Genomic DNA, 16,162 nt, shown 5'->3' on the forward strand with positions numbered 1-16,162 from the left:
GTTGTCATGCCAATGGCATTGCCCGGTAGCTAAATGCGGAAAAGATAAGCGCTGAAAGCATCTAAGCGCGAAACTTGCCTCGAGATGAGTCTTCCCTGGGGCTTTAAGCCCCCTGAAGGAACGTTAAAGACTATGACGTTGATAGGCTGGGTGTGTAAGTGCAGCGATGCATTGAGCTAACCAGTACTAATGATCCGTGAGGCTTAACCTTACAACACCGAAGGTGTTTTGTGTTTGAGAGAATATGATTTTCAGCGAAGTATCCAGATTGGATTGACTGGTTGTGCAGAGATGCATGGCGGGTTGATTGAAACAGAATTTGCCTGGCGGCCATAGCGCGACGGACCCACCTGAACCCATGCCGAACTCAGAAGTGAAACGTTGTAGCGCCGATGGTAGTGTGGGGTCTCCCCATGCGAGAGTAGGACACTGCCAGGCATCAAATTTAGTTGTGCTGATATGGCTCAGTTGGTAGAGCGCACCCTTGGTAAGGGTGAGGTCCCCAGTTCGACTCTGGGTATCAGCACCAGTAATATGGGTTTAAGTTCGGCAATTAGAAAAGAATTTACCTGGCGGCAATAGCGCGGTGGTCCCACCTGACCCCATGCCGAACTCAGAAGTGAAACGCCGTAGCGCCGATGGTAGTGTGGGGTCTCCCCATGCGAGAGTAGGACACTGCCAGGTATCAAACAAACAAAAAAGGCTACCCTAACGGGTAGCCTTTTTTGTGTCTGAAATTTATGAAAAGAAGCGTAAGTATTACTTCAGTACCGCTTGGTAGAACCTGAAGTTCCTGAGTGACACAGGCAATGCATGTTATCCCGCCTCTTACAATTAAATGCTGTATCGCTTTTCTTATCCCATCCCCCAAAATCTCTGCACTTTACGTATTGTATACGTTGTTATTGTGTAGGATTCCCCACGTTACAATGCCATGTTTTTACGCTTTTCCAGCGCCATCATAGGATGATTTATTACCTTTATAACCAGAATATCATTAATTAAACTAATGGTACTCTATTGAGTTTATTTCAATAGTTATCATTTGTTAGTGATTTTTCTAATTATCCAAAAAAGACATGACTATCTATTATTACAATACTTTTCAGGTTGTTAGCAGCATGGAAGTGATGATGACTGCTATATCAGATAATCCTCTTATGCATCACTAATCTTTTTAACATTGGCTTAATAGCTAACTACTCTTTATGATTTCTATTTTTATCCACTATTATATTAGAATGATTTAACAATGATGAATGCGTGCCGAGGCTGATATTTTGGCAAAGAATTACGGTGATTAGCCTTATCCCACAATGAAACATTTTCAGGTTACCGTTGATTACTCGACTTTTGTTTTAGAAATCGCTATCTTTGGGTGTCTAGAGGTCTAAACGTATAAACGGATATAGTTGAGGATGTAGGCATGCCAATTCGAGTTCCTGATGAACTACCCGCGGTGAGTTTATTGCGTAATGAGAATGTTTTTGTGATGACCTCATCAAGAGCGAAAACTCAGGAAATTCGACCGTTAAAAGTATTGGTCTTGAATTTAATGCCGAAGAAGATTGAAACGGAAAACCAGTTTTTACGTTTACTGTCGAATTCACCCCTACAAGTGGATATTCAATTGCTACGGGTTGATAGCCGCGAATCAAAAAATACGCCGACCGAGCACCTGAATAACTTCTACTGTAATTTTGAAGATATTAAAGATCAAAATTTTGATGGTCTTATTGTTACCGGAGCACCATTAGGGCTAGTTGATTTCTGCGATGTAGCTTATTGGCCACAGATTGAGCGTATTATTACCTGGGCTAAGAATCATGTTACATCGACGCTATTTGTTTGTTGGGCAGTGCAAGCGGCCTTGAATGTTCTGTATCGGATTCCAAAACTGACGCGGGAAGTGAAGTTATCAGGGGTTTACCCACATCGAACGCTGGAGCCGCTCGCCTTGCTAACCCGGGGCTTTGATGAAAACTTCTTTGCCCCCCATTCTCGCTATGCTGACTTTCCCGTTGAAATTTTGCAGCAGTATACCGATTTGGACATTCTCGCCTCTTCCGACGAAGCGGGAGCTTATTTGTTTGCCAGCAAGGATAAGCGTGTTGCCTTCGTTACCGGTCATCCCGAATATGATTTTGATACACTAGCAGGAGAGTATGTGCGGGATCTTGCCGCTGGTCTAGAGCCTACGGTACCACTTAATTACTTCCCGAAAGATGATCCGACACAGCGACCAATTGCATCGTGGCGAAGCCACGGGCATTTGTTATTTGCCAATTGGCTGAATTACTACGTCTACCAAATTACACCATTCGATTTACGTCAAATGAATCCAACGCTCGACTAATTTCTTTTCTATATTGGTGGCTGAATCGAGGCCGCCATTCACTTTAGCTTCTCCCTCCCCATAAAACCTTCATTTCAAACTGGTCTAATCTCTATATAAAACAATGAGTTATTTTGTCATTTTTAGTCTAATGGAATACCTTTCCTACCTGAGTACATTTGTTATTTTAGTTAATGATTTGATAAATAAAGATTAATAAAATATTTTAAATAAAAATGGAAATCGTTTTTGATTTTCGTGATTTATTGATTATTCTTAAATCTGTTGGAGTGAAAACTGACCAAAAAATGCCACCTCCAATGACTCGTGAGATGCATGTTCTGGCAAGGTAACGCTGCTTGTGCATTGTTGTATAGATTGTCAGATAGGGAAGAGGAAAGGGTAATGACACAACAGTTAGTAGGCACGGAGTTAGTTTTCACGCAGCGTTTCACCGTTGCGGAACGCCAGATATTAACCGTTCAGGCCATTGAGTTCTTAACTGAACTGGTGGCGGAATTTGCCGAGCGTCGTCGTCAACTCCTTGCCGCGCGTGAAACCTGGCAATATGCCATTGATGCTGGTGAGTTACCGGACTTTATTTCAGAAACAGCTTCCATTCGTAGTGGAAGCTGGAAAATAAAAGGCATTCCTGCTGATTTACAGGATCGCCGGGTGGAAATTACCGGTCCGGTTGAGCGCAAGATGGTGATCAACGCATTGAATGCTAATGTGAAAGTCTTTATGGCAGATTTTGAAGACTCTCTGGCTCCAAGCTGGGATAAAGTCATTGAAGGCCAAATCAATCTACATGATGCAGTAAACGGCACGATTTCTTATACCAATGAGTCCGGTAAGATTTACCAACTAAAGCCTAACCCGGCAATCTTGATTGCCCGAGTACGTGGTCTGCATTTACCTGAAAAACATGTTACTTATCAGGGTGAAGCTATCCCAGGTGGCTTATTTGATTTCGCCCTCTACTTCTTGCATAACTATCAACAATTGTTGGCTAATGGCAGTGCACCCTATTTCTATTTACCAAAAATGCAGTCCTATCAGGAAGCTGAGTGGTGGAGCGATGTATTCAGCTTTACCGAACAGCGCTTTGGGCTGCCACAGGGTACGATTAAAGCCACGGTATTAATCGAAACCTTACCTGCCGTTTTCCAGATGGATGAAATTCTCTATCATTTGCGCCATCACATTGTCGGTCTTAATTGTGGTCGTTGGGATTATATCTTTAGCTATATCAAGACATTAAAAAATCATAGTGACCGGGTATTGCCAGATCGTCAATCGGTTACCATGACCAAGCCTTTCCTCAGTGCCTATTCGCGCTTACTGATTAAAACCTGCCATAAACGCGGTGCGCTGGCTATGGGGGGCATGGCGGCATTTATCCCGAATAAAGACCCAGTAATAAATGCACAGGTTCTGGATAAAGTGCGTGCAGATAAAGAGTTAGAAGCCACTAACGGCCATGATGGCACCTGGGTTGCTCACCCTGGTTTGGCCGATACGGTTATGGATGTGTTTAACCGCGTATTGGGCGATCGTCCAAATCAGTTAGATATTAGCCGCGTGCAGGATAAACCGATTACCGCCGCTGAATTACTTGAGCCGTGTTCCGGTGAAAGAACCGAGCAGGGTATGCGTGCCAACATTCGTGTTGCCGTGCAATATATTGAGGCGTGGATCTCCGGTAATGGTTGTGTACCTATCTATGGTTTGATGGAAGATGCGGCGACGGCAGAGATTTCCCGTACTTCTATCTGGCAATGGATTCATCATCAAAAAAACCTCAGTGATGGGCAGACCGTCACCAAAGAATTGTTCCGCAGTATGTTGAGTGAAGAAATGCAGGTTGTTAAACAAGAGCTTGGTTCCGATCGCTTTGATTCTGGCCGCTTTAAAGAGGCGGCCCAGTTGATGGAGCGTATAACAACACAAGACGAACTAATCGACTTCCTGACTCTGCCTGGCTACGCACTGCTGGCATAACCCTACAAATTAATAATAAAGGACAGAACAATGACGACCTCTCGTACTCAACAAATCGAACAATTAGAACAAGAATGGAAATCGGCTCGCTGGGAAGGTATTACCCGTCCCTACAGCGCTGAAGAGGTAATTAAGCTGCGTGGTTCGATCAATCCGGAATGTACGCTAGCTCAGCACGGTGCGCAAAAACTGTGGAAATTGCTGCATGGTAACGCCCGCAAAGGCTATATCAACTGCCTGGGGGCGTTAACCGGTGGTCAGGCGTTACAACAGGCTAAAGCCGGCGTAGAAGCGATTTACTTGTCCGGTTGGCAGGTTGCAGCGGATGCCAACACTGCATCCAGCATGTATCCCGACCAATCTTTATATCCGGTGGATTCGGTTCCTGCGGTAGTTAAACGTATTAACAACAGTTTCCGCCGTGCAGATCAAATTCAGTGGTCGAACAATATTGAAGCGGGCAGCAAAGGTTATACCGACTATTTCCTGCCGATCGTTGCGGATGCGGAAGCGGGATTTGGTGGTGTACTGAATGCATTTGAATTGATGAAAGCCATGATTGAAGCGGGTGCGGCTGGCGTTCACTTTGAAGACCAACTGGCGGCAGTGAAGAAATGTGGTCATATGGGCGGCAAAGTATTGGTACCAACTCAGGAAGCAATTCAGAAACTGGTTGCAGCCCGTTTGGCGGCTGACGTGCTGGGCGTTCCGACCTTGCTGATCGCTCGTACCGATGCCGATGCGGCAGATCTGCTGACCTCTGATTGTGATCCTTACGATAGCCAATTTATCAGTGGTGAGCGCACTGCCGAAGGTTTCTTCCGCACTCACGCGGGTATTGAACAAGCCATCAGCCGCGGCTTGGCCTATGCCCCTTATGCTGATCTGGTGTGGTGCGAAACCTCTACGCCGGATCTGGATCTGGCTAAACGTTTCGCTGATGCGATCCACGCTAAATTCCCAGGTAAATTGTTGGCATATAACTGCTCGCCATCGTTTAACTGGAAAAAGAATCTGAGCGATAAGCAGATTGCCAGTTTCCAGCAAGACTTGGCTGATATGGGGTACAAATACCAGTTTATTACGCTGGCGGGTATTCATAGTATGTGGTTCAACATGTTCGATCTGGCTCATGCTTATGCGCAGGGTGAAGGGATGAAACACTATGTTGAGAAAGTGCAGCAGCCTGAATTCGCTTCGGTCGATCGTGGCTATACTTTTGCATCTCATCAGCAGGAAGTGGGTACCGGTTACTTCGATAAAGTGACTAATATCATTCAGGGCGGCGAATCCTCCGTCACGGCACTGACCGGCTCTACGGAAGAGCAACAGTTCTAGTCCTTCTGCTGCATTCTTGAGAGAGTTGACCGGAGCCTGCTAATGCAGGCTCTGTTTCGTGTGATGGGAGATGATCATGGCAATAGCATTAGAGCAGTTAATCGCCCAGACCATTTTACAGGGATTTGATGCGCAATATGGCCGATTTCTGGAAGTGACAGCCGGCGCACAACAGCGTTTTGAACGAGCCGATTGGCCTGCTATCCAGCAAGCGATGAAAAAGCGAATCCATCTGTATGATCATCACGTCGGTTTGGTGGTAGAGCAGTTAAAACGTATCACCGGCAGCGGAAGTTTTGACGCGGAATTTCTGGCTCAGGTAAAGGCTATCTATACCGAGTTGCTACCTGATTATCCTCGTTTTGAAATTGCTGAGAGTTTCTTTAACTCAGTTTACTGCCGTTTGTTCAAACATCGTGATTTAACCCAGGACAAACTCTTTGTTTTCAGTTCACAACCGGAACAGCGCTTTCGCGATATTCCTCGACCATTGGCTCGAGATTTCTCTGCACAACAGGGTTTAGCCGTGATGTTGCAGGCCATATTGAATGATTTGCCATTGCGTTTGCCGTGGGAAGATCTTGCCAGAGATATTGAATATATCATTGCTGCCTTACAGCAAAACTTCAGTCCACAACAATTGGCTACGAGCCATTTTCACATCGCCAATGAACTGTTTTATCGCAATAAAGCCGCTTGGCTAGTAGGAAAGTTACGATTACATGATGGCGTACATCCGTTCCTGTTACCTATCCATCATAATGAATCTGGCGCTCTATTCATTGATACCTGTTTAACCAGTAAAGCCGAAGCCAGCATTGTGTTTGGTTTTGCTCGATCCTATTTTATGGTTTATGTCCCACAGCCTGCGGCCATGGTGGAATGGCTACGGGAAATCCTGCCAGGTAAATCCACGGCTGAGTTGTATATGGCGATAGGCTGCCAGAAGCATGGTAAAACCGAAAGTTACCGTGAATATCTCACTTATGTTCATCAATCTGATGAGCAGTTTATTATCGCGCCAGGCGTGAAAGGCATGGTGATGCTGGTATTCACTTTGCCGTCGTTTGATCGGGTATTTAAAGTCATAAAAGACCAGTTTGCACCACAAAAAGAAGTCAGTCAGGCGCGGGTACTGGAATGCTATCAATTGGTTAAAGAACATGACCGGGTAGGACGTATGGCGGATACCCAAGAATTTGAAAATTTTGTAATTGATAAGCAGCGCATCAGCCCAGAATTATTAGCCGAACTCGAACGGGAAGTGCCAGGAAAAATTGAATATCTTGGCGATCAAATTATCATTAAACACCTGTATATGGAGCGGCGGATGATTCCACTCAATCTATATATGGAACTAGCCAATGAGCAACAATTATGGGATGCGATTGAAGAATATGGCAATGCGATCAAGCAATTAGCCGCCGCTAATATTTTCCCTGGCGACATGCTGTTTAAAAATTTTGGCGTGACGCGCCATGGACGGGTGGTATTTTACGATTACGATGAAATTTGCTATATGACTGAGGTAAATTTCCGCGATATTCCCCCTCCGCGCTACCCAGAAGATGAGATGGCCAGTGAGCCCTGGTACAGCGTTTCTCCCAATGATGTCTTCCCAGAAGAATTTCGCCATTTCCTTTGCAGCGATCCCAAAGTTCGAGCCTGTTTTGAAGAAATGCACGGCGATTTATTCCATGCGGATTATTGGCGCGGTTTGCAGCAACGTATTCGGGATGGGCATGTGGAGGATGTTTTTGCCTATCGGCGGAAACAACGATTCTCCCAACGGGTTTTAAATTAACGGCTACTGCGCGTCGTCACTCTGAGATTGCGCAGTGCTCGGCCTCCTCGTGTACTGCGTGTACACTCCGGGGCTCTCCGCGCTGGGCGCGGAAACCCCTTCTGCTGCCGATCTTCAAACCAGCAGGTCTTTAATGACGATTTCCCCCGCCGTAAGACTGAGTGATTTCTTTGGCTGCATGAATGACTAGCGCGCCCAGTTCCGTCACGCGATCGTCGGTAATGCGTGATATCGGGCCGGAGATAGAGATAGCCGCAAAAGCCTCATGGTGTTCGTCAAATAAGCAGGCGGCGACGCAGCGCAAACCCAAAGCATGTTCTTCATCATCGAAGGAATAACCCTGTTTACGAATCAGCGCCAGATTCTCTTTCAAACTGGCTGGATTGGTACGGGTATGTTGGGTGTAGGCGTGCAGGCCTTTTTTATGCAGCAACTGCACCAGTTGCTCATCAGGCAGGGTGGAGAGAAAAGCTTTACCGGCACCGGAGGCGTGCATCGGCAGTTTACCGCCAATCGGGGCTGACATTCGCATCAATGCGGTACATTGTACCTGATCGATAATGATCGCCTGATAATCACTGTGATCCAATACGGCCAGATTGACGGTTTCTCCAGATTCATCCATTAAGCGTCGTAGTATTGGATGTACCATGGCTAATAGATTACGGCTTTGCAGAAAACTGCTGCCGACAATGAATGCCTGGGCACCCATTGACCATAATCCCAAATCCCCCACTTGGCGGACAAAACCCTGTTGTTGCATGGTCGTCAATAAGCGATGAGTGGTGGAATTGGGCAAACCCGCCTGTTGTGCCAAGTCGGTAAGAGCAACCTGACCTTGAGATTCGGAAATATATTCCAGTAATTTAAGTCCGCGCGTCAATGACTGAACCTGACCCGTGGTTGCCGTTGTTGCTGCACCGGCAGCCTTTGTTTTCTTTCCCCGTTTGATGGGCGTCGGTATTGTCATAAATCAGCTCCATGTGAATATAATGGAATTCATTTTCGTTTTATGATTATGCATGCTAATAGGCAAAAACGCTCATCCGATGTGTAAGGACTTCTACCTGAAAAAGTCTCAACTTCCCACTGACTCATTAGCGATATAACTTGTGCTAGGATGGTTTGCTGGCTTTTGCAGCAATACCTATAGGTTGGACAGCCCTGAAATACTGGCTGGGACGATATTTGGCAGGGCATTCAGGCGAAGAGGCGACAGTGACAAATAGAGTAGAAAAGCTGCACCAGCAACTGGCAGAACGCATTTTAGTCTTGGACGGCGGAATGGGCACCATGATCCAGAGTTACCGTCTGGAAGAAGCGGATTATCGGGGCGCACGTTTTGCCGATTGGCCGAGTGATCTGAAAGGGAACAATGATTTATTGGTGTTATCCAAGCCGGAAGTCATTACTGCCATTCACAATGCTTATCTTGAAGCCGGCGCTGATATCCTCGAAACCAATACCTTCAACTCTACCACCATTGCCATGGCGGATTATCAGATGGAGTCGCTGTCGGCAGAAATTAACTACGAGGCTGCCCGTTTAGCCAGACTCTGTGCTGATGAATGGACGGCTCGCACGCCGGATAAACCGCGATATGTAGCCGGTGTCCTCGGCCCAACCAACCGAACTGCCTCTATCTCACCGAAGGTTAACGATCCGGCTTTCCGTAACGTGAGTTTTGATCAATTGGTTGAGGCTTATCGCGAGTCAACCCGCGCGTTGGTGGAGGGCGGCGTTGATATCATTATGATCGAAACAGTATTCGATACCTTAAATGCCAAAGCGGCCACTTTTGCGGTTGAATCTGAATTTGAAGCTTTGGGTGTGATGTTGCCAGTCATGGTTTCCGGCACCATTACGGATGCTTCTGGCCGCACATTATCTGGCCAAACGACGGAAGCTTTTTATCACTCCCTACGCCATGTGAAGCCGCTTTCTTTTGGCCTGAACTGTGCTTTAGGGCCAGATGAATTACGTCAATATATCGCTGAGTTATCGCGTATCTCTGAATGTTATGTCAGTGCCCACCCGAATGCCGGTTTGCCGAATGCCTTTGGTGAATATGATTTGGAGGCCAAAGAGATGGCCGAGCAGATTGGCGAGTGGGCACGGGCGGGGTTTTTAAATATTGTCGGTGGTTGTTGTGGCACCACACCGCGCCATATTGCTGCGATGGTCAAAGCCGTTGCTGGCGTACCACCGCGCCCATTGCCGAAAATTCCCGTCGCCTGTCGTCTGGCTGGGCTGGAACCGCTGACCATTGATGCCAGCACTTTGTTTGTCAACGTGGGTGAGCGAACCAATGTCACAGGTTCTGCTCGTTTCAAGCGTTTGATTAAAGAAGAAAAATATGATGAAGCGCTAGATGTAGCGCGCCAGCAGGTTGAAAGCGGCGCACAAATTATCGACATCAATATGGACGAAGGCATGCTGGATGCGGAAGCGGCGATGGTCCGTTTTCTCAATCTGATTGCTGGCGAACCGGATATTGCTCGTGTGCCGATCATGATCGACTCATCAAAGTGGGATGTGATCGAGAAAGGACTGAAATGTATTCAGGGCAAAGGCATTGTGAACTCAATTTCGATGAAAGAGGGTGAAGCGGCCTTTATCCACCACGCCAGGTTGGTGCGTCGTTACGGTGCGGCTATGGTCGTGATGGCATTTGATGAGGCTGGACAGGCGGATACGCGGGCGCGCAAGATCGAAATTTGTCGTCGGGCATACAAAATTCTGACCGAAACCGTCGGTTTCCCTCCAGAAGATATTATTTTCGATCCTAATATTTTCGCCGTTGCCACCGGGATAGAAGAGCACAATAACTACGCGGTTGATTTCATTGAAGCCTGCGCGGATATCAAAGCCGAGCTGCCACATGCCATGATTTCTGGCGGCGTTTCCAATGTGTCTTTCTCATTCCGAGGTAATGATCCAGTACGCGAAGCTATTCATGCCGTATTCCTGTATTACGCTATCCGCAACGGAATGGATATGGGGATTGTGAATGCCGGACAGTTAGCCATTTATGATGATTTATCGGATGAACTGAGAGACGCGGTTGAAGATGTCGTTCTTAACCGCCGCGATGACAGCACCGAGCGTTTGCTGGATTTGGCGGAGAAATATCGCGGCAGCAAAAGTGATGAAGTGGCGGTACTGCAAGCAGAGTGGCGTGGATGGCCGGTGGCAAAAAGGCTGGAATATTCGCTGGTGAAAGGCATTACCGAATTTATCGAGCTGGATACGGAAGAAGCTAGACAGGAAGCGACTAGACCGATAGAGGTGATTGAAGGCCCATTAATGGCTGGCATGAATGTGGTCGGAGATCTATTTGGTGAAGGCAAAATGTTTCTGCCGCAGGTAGTGAAGTCTGCCCGAGTGATGAAACAAGCGGTGGCTTATCTGGAACCTTATATTGAGGCCAGCAAGCAGAGAGGCACCACTGCCGGTAAAATCCTGCTGGCTACGGTCAAAGGCGATGTGCATGACATCGGCAAAAATATTGTGGGTGTTGTATTACAGTGTAATAACTACGAAATTATCGATCTGGGTGTGATGGTACCGACAGAGAAAATTCTGCGCACGGCGCGGGAAGAAAATGTCGATATTATCGGGTTGTCTGGCCTGATTACGCCCTCGTTGGATGAAATGGTGAACGTGGCGAAAGAGATGGAACGTCAAGGTTTTACGCTTCCTTTATTGATCGGGGGAGCCACCACCTCTAAAGCCCATACTGCGGTTAAAATTGAGCAAAATTACAGCGGTTCTACAACTTATGTTTCTAACGCTTCTCGCAGCGTTGGGGTCGTGTCGGCACTGTTGTCCGACACGCAGCGAGATGAGTTTATTGCCAAAACGCGGAAAGAATATGAAACAGTGCGTATCCAACATGCGCGCAAAAAACCGCGTACACCCCCGGTTAGCTTACAAGCTGCACGGGATAACCACACGGCCATTGAGTGGGAAAATTACACTCCACCAGTGGCGCACAAACTAGGAATACAGGCGGTGGAAGCCAGTATTGAAACCCTGCGCAACTACATTGATTGGACGCCATTCTTTATGACCTGGTCGCTGGCGGGCAAGTATCCACGCATTCTGGAAGATGAGATCGTCGGTGAAGAGGCCAGGCGTCTGTTTGCCGATGCTAATCAGATGCTGGATAAGTTGTCAGCGGAGGATTTACTGCATCCCAAAGGTGTCGTCGGCTTGTTCCCTGCAAATCGTGTTGGGGATGATATCGAGATTTATCGTGATGAGCGGCGCGATGAAGTGCTGGTGGTCAGCCACCATTTACGCCAGCAAACCGAAAAAACTGACTACCCAAATTATTGCCTGGCAGATTATGTCGCGCCGAAATCCAGCGGTAAAGTCGACTATCTTGGTGCTTTTGCCGTTACCGGTGGTCTGGAAGAAGATGCGCTGGCTGATGCCTATGATGCTCAACATGATGATTACAATAAAATCATGATTAAAGCGTTATCCGATCGTTTAGCTGAAGCTTTTGCGGAATATCTGCATGAGCGAGTGCGTAAAGTGTATTGGGGCTTTGCACCGAATGAGAATCTGAGTAATGAAGAGTTAGTGCGCGAGAACTATCAAGGGATTCGTCCCGCGCCAGGGTATCCGGCTTGCCCAGAACACACGGAGAAAGGCCAGATTTGGCAGTTGTTGGATGTGGAAACGCACACGGGCATGAAGCTGACTGAATCTTACGCCATGTGGCCAGGGGCATCAGTATCGGGTTGGTATTTCAGTCATCCGGACAGTAAATACTTTGCCGTTGCACAGATTCAGCGAGATCAGGTGGAGGATTATGCTGCGCGGAAAGGGATGCCGCTGGGCGAGGTTGAGCGCTGGCTAGCGCCGAATTTGGGTTACGACGCTGATTAAGCTGAATGATTAAAGCACCTGTCGCCGCTGGCTTGGGCGGCAGACTGTTTTGCATCACCGCGTTGGAGAATAGGGTGGTTCTCATCCACATATCAAATAATTAAAGTCGATTTATTAGAGAATAGGCTTACACAAATTCGCTACTCTATTTTAAGACCATAAAACAGGGAGTAGCATTATGAGAGTCAGTATATTCAAGGCATTTAATTTAACGCCTCTCGCGAAGTCAGAAAAAACGTCGGCGACTAAATTATCCGGTAGCCGTATGGGAGAAAAGCTGGCTTCGGTACGCAATAGCAATACTGGAATGGGACGAGCTGCAGGGTTGCATATGAAGGCAAACTTGAACAATCAGAAACACGTTCGATTTGCAGATACGCCAACATTAGCTAAATCGCTGGCTTCTGCACCTAAAGCGCAGGTACCAGCATCGCCAGAGAAAATGGTGAAGTTTGGCGAGTTGAGATTCAATCCAGCTAAGGCTCTGTCTCAATTAAAGATGGCTGAAACACCAATGCAGAAAGCCATCGCTTCTCGTCTAATGAATGCCTTGAAAGCCCAAGGGTAAGTCAGGAGTTGTTCAGTTAATCTGTATTAAAACTATTTACAGGGTCAAAAAACCGGCACTTCCATCAGGCAGTGCCTACTTTCACGAGTTTTATAGTGAAACGATGTCTATAAATCACATGTTTCACCTTACCCTATTCATGCGCTAACACCATCCAGTGATACAGAATCAACTTTGATAACCATCTGTCCTTGGGTATAACGAGTCTTAACTTTTATCTGCTGCTGTTTATCCAACCAACCGACAGAACTCTCCTGTAAAGATAATATGCCGGGGACATTAATGAGGATCTGATATTTTATTTTCCAGGAATGTCCTTCATATATCATAAACGCTGACCCCGTTATATTCTCAATTAATGTTCCCTGTTCATTCTCATGGTAACCATAATGACGGTATTCCATTGCCCCAATCATTCCTTGACCGTGTTCAGACTCATTTAGATTATTATACTCAGCGTCTTCTTTCCCTCCCTGTACATGCCTGACACGGATGATATCGTCACTCAATTTATCTGCGACAAGTGAACATCCGCTAAATCCAGGTGTAAATACCAATTCAGGTTGGCCTTTTTGAGGATGAGAAGGAATATCTACATAGCCTCCCTGAGGCGCCCAATATGCCAGTATTGCACCTGAATTTTTCTGATAATCTGAGGTTTGTGTATCAACAATGCGCAATGCATGGATAGCTTTATTGTCAGATATCGATACACGGATAGCGTTGAATGCGAGTATATCTCCCTCTTGACTTGAGTTGTTTAAAACCTTTTTCGTAGCAGTATCCATCACTACTTTTGCAGGATTGATAAGATCCGTAAGTAAAGGTGTAAGAGACAGTTCTGTATGGTTTAAAACATCTTGAAGTCTTACTGGTGTAGCCTTTAAATCAGCAGTAACAAAATTGAATATAAGGGGCATTAGCTGCGAATTAGGTCTATTTCTGTTTATTCCTGTACTCAACTTAGGTTTATTAAGGCTATCTTTAATTATTGGAGTCTGTGGATGAGAACTGAGGCTATTATTATCCAATAAAGCAGTGGTTACTTTATTTTTCTTAAACTGTTTTATTTTTTCATCATCGGTTAATTTACATACCGCAAGCGGTGTTGAAAGAGATGCTGAGGATCTCATATCATATATTTCGATTGGAGTTTTTGTATCAAATTCATCTTCACCTTCGGTTTTTTTAAGATATGAGTCTTGATTTTGAATTTGAGATATATCATGCCTGACGGAGTTGAATTTCTTCATTTTTAGCATTACATGTGATCCTTTTGGTTCGGCCGATAATATGCTACAAAGCAGAAGTGGGACTTATTCAGGGCATAGTTAGACAGCTAAAAAATAAAATTTTTCTCGGCTTGGCTGGTCACCCACGCTCTTACTGTCATTCTTCTATATGGCGATAAGTGAGCGGATAGGCCAGCCGCCATCAATATGAGAACTTGAATAAAGTGGCGATCCCTAAAACCAAGCACCATTTAATTTTCACTCGTTATTATTGGTTGGCAGTATAATATCACTCTATATTTTTGACGGACTCCCAATCAATGGGGTTAACTTCAGCAAGTATGTTACTGCTCTCTAGATAATACAAAGCTATTTAATGATATGATCACATCTTCTAATATGTTGTTTCTAACATAAATAAATGTCTTTTTTTTTACTGCCATCTCGCTACTGAATATATTTTTAATATCTTTACCCCATGAACAAGAATCAATAGATGCTGCTATTCCTCGAGAGACCATGTCTTTTCTAACTTTTATATTATCAATGATAATTCCATTCTCTTTATATCCAATTTCTTGGAGGTTATTTAGGATGGAATGATAGAAAGTACTCCCATAAAAACGATGATCTTGGGCTAAAAATACATTAGAGAGATTAATGTTTTTATTGTTTGAAAACCAAATCCTCATCGATTCTTCAAGTGTGAATTCAGTAATGTTGTCATCATGTTTTTTTTTCGTTGTAGACACATGAATATCACTCCCTAAAAGGCGTTCTTTCTCATTTTTTATATTTACAAATGTTATATTGTCTTTTAATAGATGGAGTGATAGATCCGTTACTATATCTGAATCAGGAGAGTTTGATGTCAGTGATATGACTTTTGTCTTATAGGTTTTGTAGGTTTTTTTGACTTTCACATTATGCAGTTCTCTATAAATTGGAAATAAGGTGTTGTATAGCTCCTGACCTTCTCTAGTCATCAAGAGCCTTCCATTTAAATTTTCAAATAGTTTACATTCAGCCCATTCTTCTATTTCCTTCAACATTTTAAAAACGGGTGGGACTGTAAGATAAAGACGCTCCGCAGCTTTTTTGTAGCTTTTTTCTTCTGCCATGGCTATGAAAAGATTTAGTTGTTTAGATAAAAACAAGATGCCCGCCCCTTATGAGAGTATATAAATAACACCTAAGTGGTAATGATTCCAATGAGTAGAACATATGTTTTTTAATAAAATTCCCAATCACTTTTTCATGCGACTTCAATCGAGCGTGAGAAGCAGATTGTTTTTCAGGCCAGAGGCGCTTAATACGGGTTCTTAACGCCAGGTTGTTACGCTCAATACGCTGAGTGAATGTTTTGCTGATCCGATGGTTATCCTTTGGCATTGCTTTGGCATCACGATTCTAGCCATTACTAGTCATCATTCCGATATTAAAAGGGGTGAGTAAAACATGCAGAGGTATTCACGGCAGCGAAATCTGTTATAGCCTTTATGGCTCTGACCATGGAAGTAAACCTGTAACGGTAAATCTGAACAGATTGACAACGGGGGCAATGAACATGAATGCAGGCCATGAGATAACCTCAAAAGTGAGCATTATACATCAAGTTCAACCAATTGGAGGCGTTACCCTGTTTTCTGTTTCGTGAATAATATTTAATTCCGATTGAGATATAAAAAACCGGTATTCTGTCGCTTGATTGTAGCTTTTCTTTTCTTCCATATAAGTGAGTTTATTCAATGACCTAGATGAAAACCCTTACTCAGTTCTAGTGGTGATGAAATAAGATAATGGGAAATGTCTCAATTTAACATGGCGCTTTGTTTCTCTTTTTTTAAATGTCATTGGTGTTGATTTTTTTCATCAGATATCTTTTGACTTTCTCTAGGGTAATCCATGTTTTATTTTTAGTGTGAACATTTTCATTTCATATTTTATAACGTCAATTATATAAAATAAAGTGCTAAAAATTA

Annotated in this window: 11 protein-coding genes, 1 tRNA gene, 2 rRNA genes and 1 other annotated feature; of the genes, 9 read left to right on the top strand and 5 right to left on the bottom strand. The window is 44.8% G+C overall.

All coding sequences use genetic code 11. The annotated features are described in order from the left end of the window. Positions 1-95 precede the first annotated feature (95 nt). Positions 96-198: a sequence feature (23S ribosomal RNA rRNA prediction is too short), on the top strand. 124 nt (positions 199-322) lie between these two features. The 7 genes from rrf (DJ39_RS03105) (at position 323) to aceK (ending at position 7,481) form a co-directional block, all read left to right on the top strand. Further along, positions 323-438 (top strand): 5S ribosomal RNA (gene rrf / locus DJ39_RS03105). A 15-nt stretch (positions 439-453) separates the two neighbouring features. Further along, a tRNA-Thr gene (locus DJ39_RS03110) sits at positions 454-529 on the top strand. Between the two features lie 39 nt (positions 530-568). Then, a 5S ribosomal RNA gene (rrf, locus tag DJ39_RS03115) occupies positions 569-684 on the top strand. 742 nt (positions 685-1,426) lie between these two features. After that, positions 1,427-2,356 carry a homoserine O-acetyltransferase MetA gene (gene metA, locus DJ39_RS03120; protein ID WP_004721458.1) on the top strand — a complete coding sequence of 310 codons (930 nt, stop codon included), beginning with the start codon at positions 1,427-1,429 and terminating at the stop codon, positions 2,354-2,356. 384 nt (positions 2,357-2,740) lie between these two features. Continuing rightward, a complete protein-coding gene (gene aceB / locus DJ39_RS03125) occupies positions 2,741-4,339 on the top strand; it encodes a malate synthase A (RefSeq protein WP_004721454.1) in 1,599 nt (532 codons plus the stop codon). Positions 4,340-4,369: 30 nt separating this feature from the next. Further along, positions 4,370-5,677, top strand: a complete 1,308-nt coding sequence (gene aceA, locus DJ39_RS03130) for an isocitrate lyase (protein ID WP_004721451.1) — start codon at positions 4,370-4,372, stop codon at positions 5,675-5,677. A 76-nt stretch (positions 5,678-5,753) separates the two neighbouring features. Beyond that, positions 5,754-7,481 carry a bifunctional isocitrate dehydrogenase kinase/phosphatase gene (gene aceK, locus DJ39_RS03135; RefSeq protein WP_038245117.1) on the top strand — a complete coding sequence of 576 codons (1,728 nt, stop codon included), beginning with the start codon at positions 5,754-5,756 and terminating at the stop codon, positions 7,479-7,481. 130 nt (positions 7,482-7,611) lie between these two features. Here aceK and iclR read toward each other — a convergent pair whose 3' ends face one another. Next, the gene (iclR, locus tag DJ39_RS03140; protein WP_004721447.1) at positions 7,612-8,451 is read right to left on the bottom strand and encodes a glyoxylate bypass operon transcriptional repressor IclR; all 840 of its coding nucleotides are present in this window, start codon (positions 8,449-8,451) and stop codon (positions 7,612-7,614) included. A gap of 248 nt (positions 8,452-8,699) precedes the next feature. Here iclR and metH point away from each other — a divergent pair, with 248 nt between their 5' ends. Together metH and DJ39_RS03150 are read left to right on the top strand one after the other, a co-directional pair. Beyond that, positions 8,700-12,380, top strand: a complete 3,681-nt coding sequence (gene metH / locus DJ39_RS03145; protein ID WP_099511722.1) for a methionine synthase — start codon at positions 8,700-8,702, stop codon at positions 12,378-12,380. 178 nt (positions 12,381-12,558) lie between these two features. Continuing rightward, on the top strand, positions 12,559-12,948 hold the full coding sequence (locus DJ39_RS03150; protein WP_004721443.1) for a hypothetical protein: 390 nt from the start codon (positions 12,559-12,561) through the stop codon (positions 12,946-12,948). Between the two features lie 137 nt (positions 12,949-13,085). Here DJ39_RS03150 and DJ39_RS17080 read toward each other — a convergent pair whose 3' ends face one another. From DJ39_RS17080 to DJ39_RS18410, 4 genes are all read right to left on the bottom strand, one after another. Beyond that, on the bottom strand, positions 13,086-14,210 hold the full coding sequence (locus DJ39_RS17080) for a hypothetical protein (RefSeq protein WP_004721441.1): 1,125 nt from the start codon (positions 14,208-14,210) through the stop codon (positions 13,086-13,088). Between the two features lie 314 nt (positions 14,211-14,524). Continuing rightward, the gene (locus tag DJ39_RS03160; RefSeq protein ID WP_038245114.1) at positions 14,525-15,337 is read right to left on the bottom strand and encodes a helix-turn-helix domain-containing protein; all 813 of its coding nucleotides are present in this window, start codon (positions 15,335-15,337) and stop codon (positions 14,525-14,527) included. Further along, positions 15,324-15,572 carry an IS1 family transposase gene (locus DJ39_RS17275; RefSeq protein WP_071666948.1) on the bottom strand — a complete coding sequence of 83 codons (249 nt, stop codon included), beginning with the start codon at positions 15,570-15,572 and terminating at the stop codon, positions 15,324-15,326. Before DJ39_RS17275 ends, DJ39_RS03160 begins: the two co-directional genes overlap by 14 nt. 46 nt (positions 15,573-15,618) lie before the next feature. Beyond that, a complete protein-coding gene (locus tag DJ39_RS18410; protein ID WP_115175312.1) occupies positions 15,619-15,762 on the bottom strand; it encodes an IS1 family transposase in 144 nt (47 codons plus the stop codon). Between the last annotated feature and the right edge of the window lie 400 nt (positions 15,763-16,162).

Origin of the sequence: Yersinia ruckeri ATCC 29473, assembly GCF_000754815.1 — a bacterium.
Lineage (GTDB): Bacteria > Pseudomonadota > Gammaproteobacteria > Enterobacterales > Enterobacteriaceae > Yersinia > Yersinia ruckeri.

Excerpts from the sequence above, each read along its gene's own strand:
- DJ39_RS17080 (WP_004721441.1), bottom strand. The coding sequence starts at position 14,210 with ATGCTAAAAATGAAGAAATTCAACTCCGTCAGGCATGATATATCTCAA.
- aceK (WP_038245117.1), top strand. The coding sequence starts at position 5,754 with ATGGCAATAGCATTAGAGCAGTTAATCGCCCAGACCATTTTACAGGGA.
- iclR (WP_004721447.1), bottom strand. The coding sequence starts at position 8,451 with ATGACAATACCGACGCCCATCAAACGGGGAAAGAAAACAAAGGCTGCC.
- aceB (WP_004721454.1), top strand. The coding sequence starts at position 2,741 with ATGACACAACAGTTAGTAGGCACGGAGTTAGTTTTCACGCAGCGTTTC.
- DJ39_RS03150 (WP_004721443.1), top strand. The coding sequence starts at position 12,559 with ATGAGAGTCAGTATATTCAAGGCATTTAATTTAACGCCTCTCGCGAAG.
- aceA (WP_004721451.1), top strand. The coding sequence starts at position 4,370 with ATGACGACCTCTCGTACTCAACAAATCGAACAATTAGAACAAGAATGG.
- metA (WP_004721458.1), top strand. The coding sequence starts at position 1,427 with ATGCCAATTCGAGTTCCTGATGAACTACCCGCGGTGAGTTTATTGCGT.
- DJ39_RS18410 (WP_115175312.1), bottom strand. The coding sequence starts at position 15,762 with ATGGCCTGCATTCATGTTCATTGCCCCCGTTGTCAATCTGTTCAGATT.
- DJ39_RS17275 (WP_071666948.1), bottom strand. The coding sequence starts at position 15,572 with ATGCCAAAGGATAACCATCGGATCAGCAAAACATTCACTCAGCGTATT.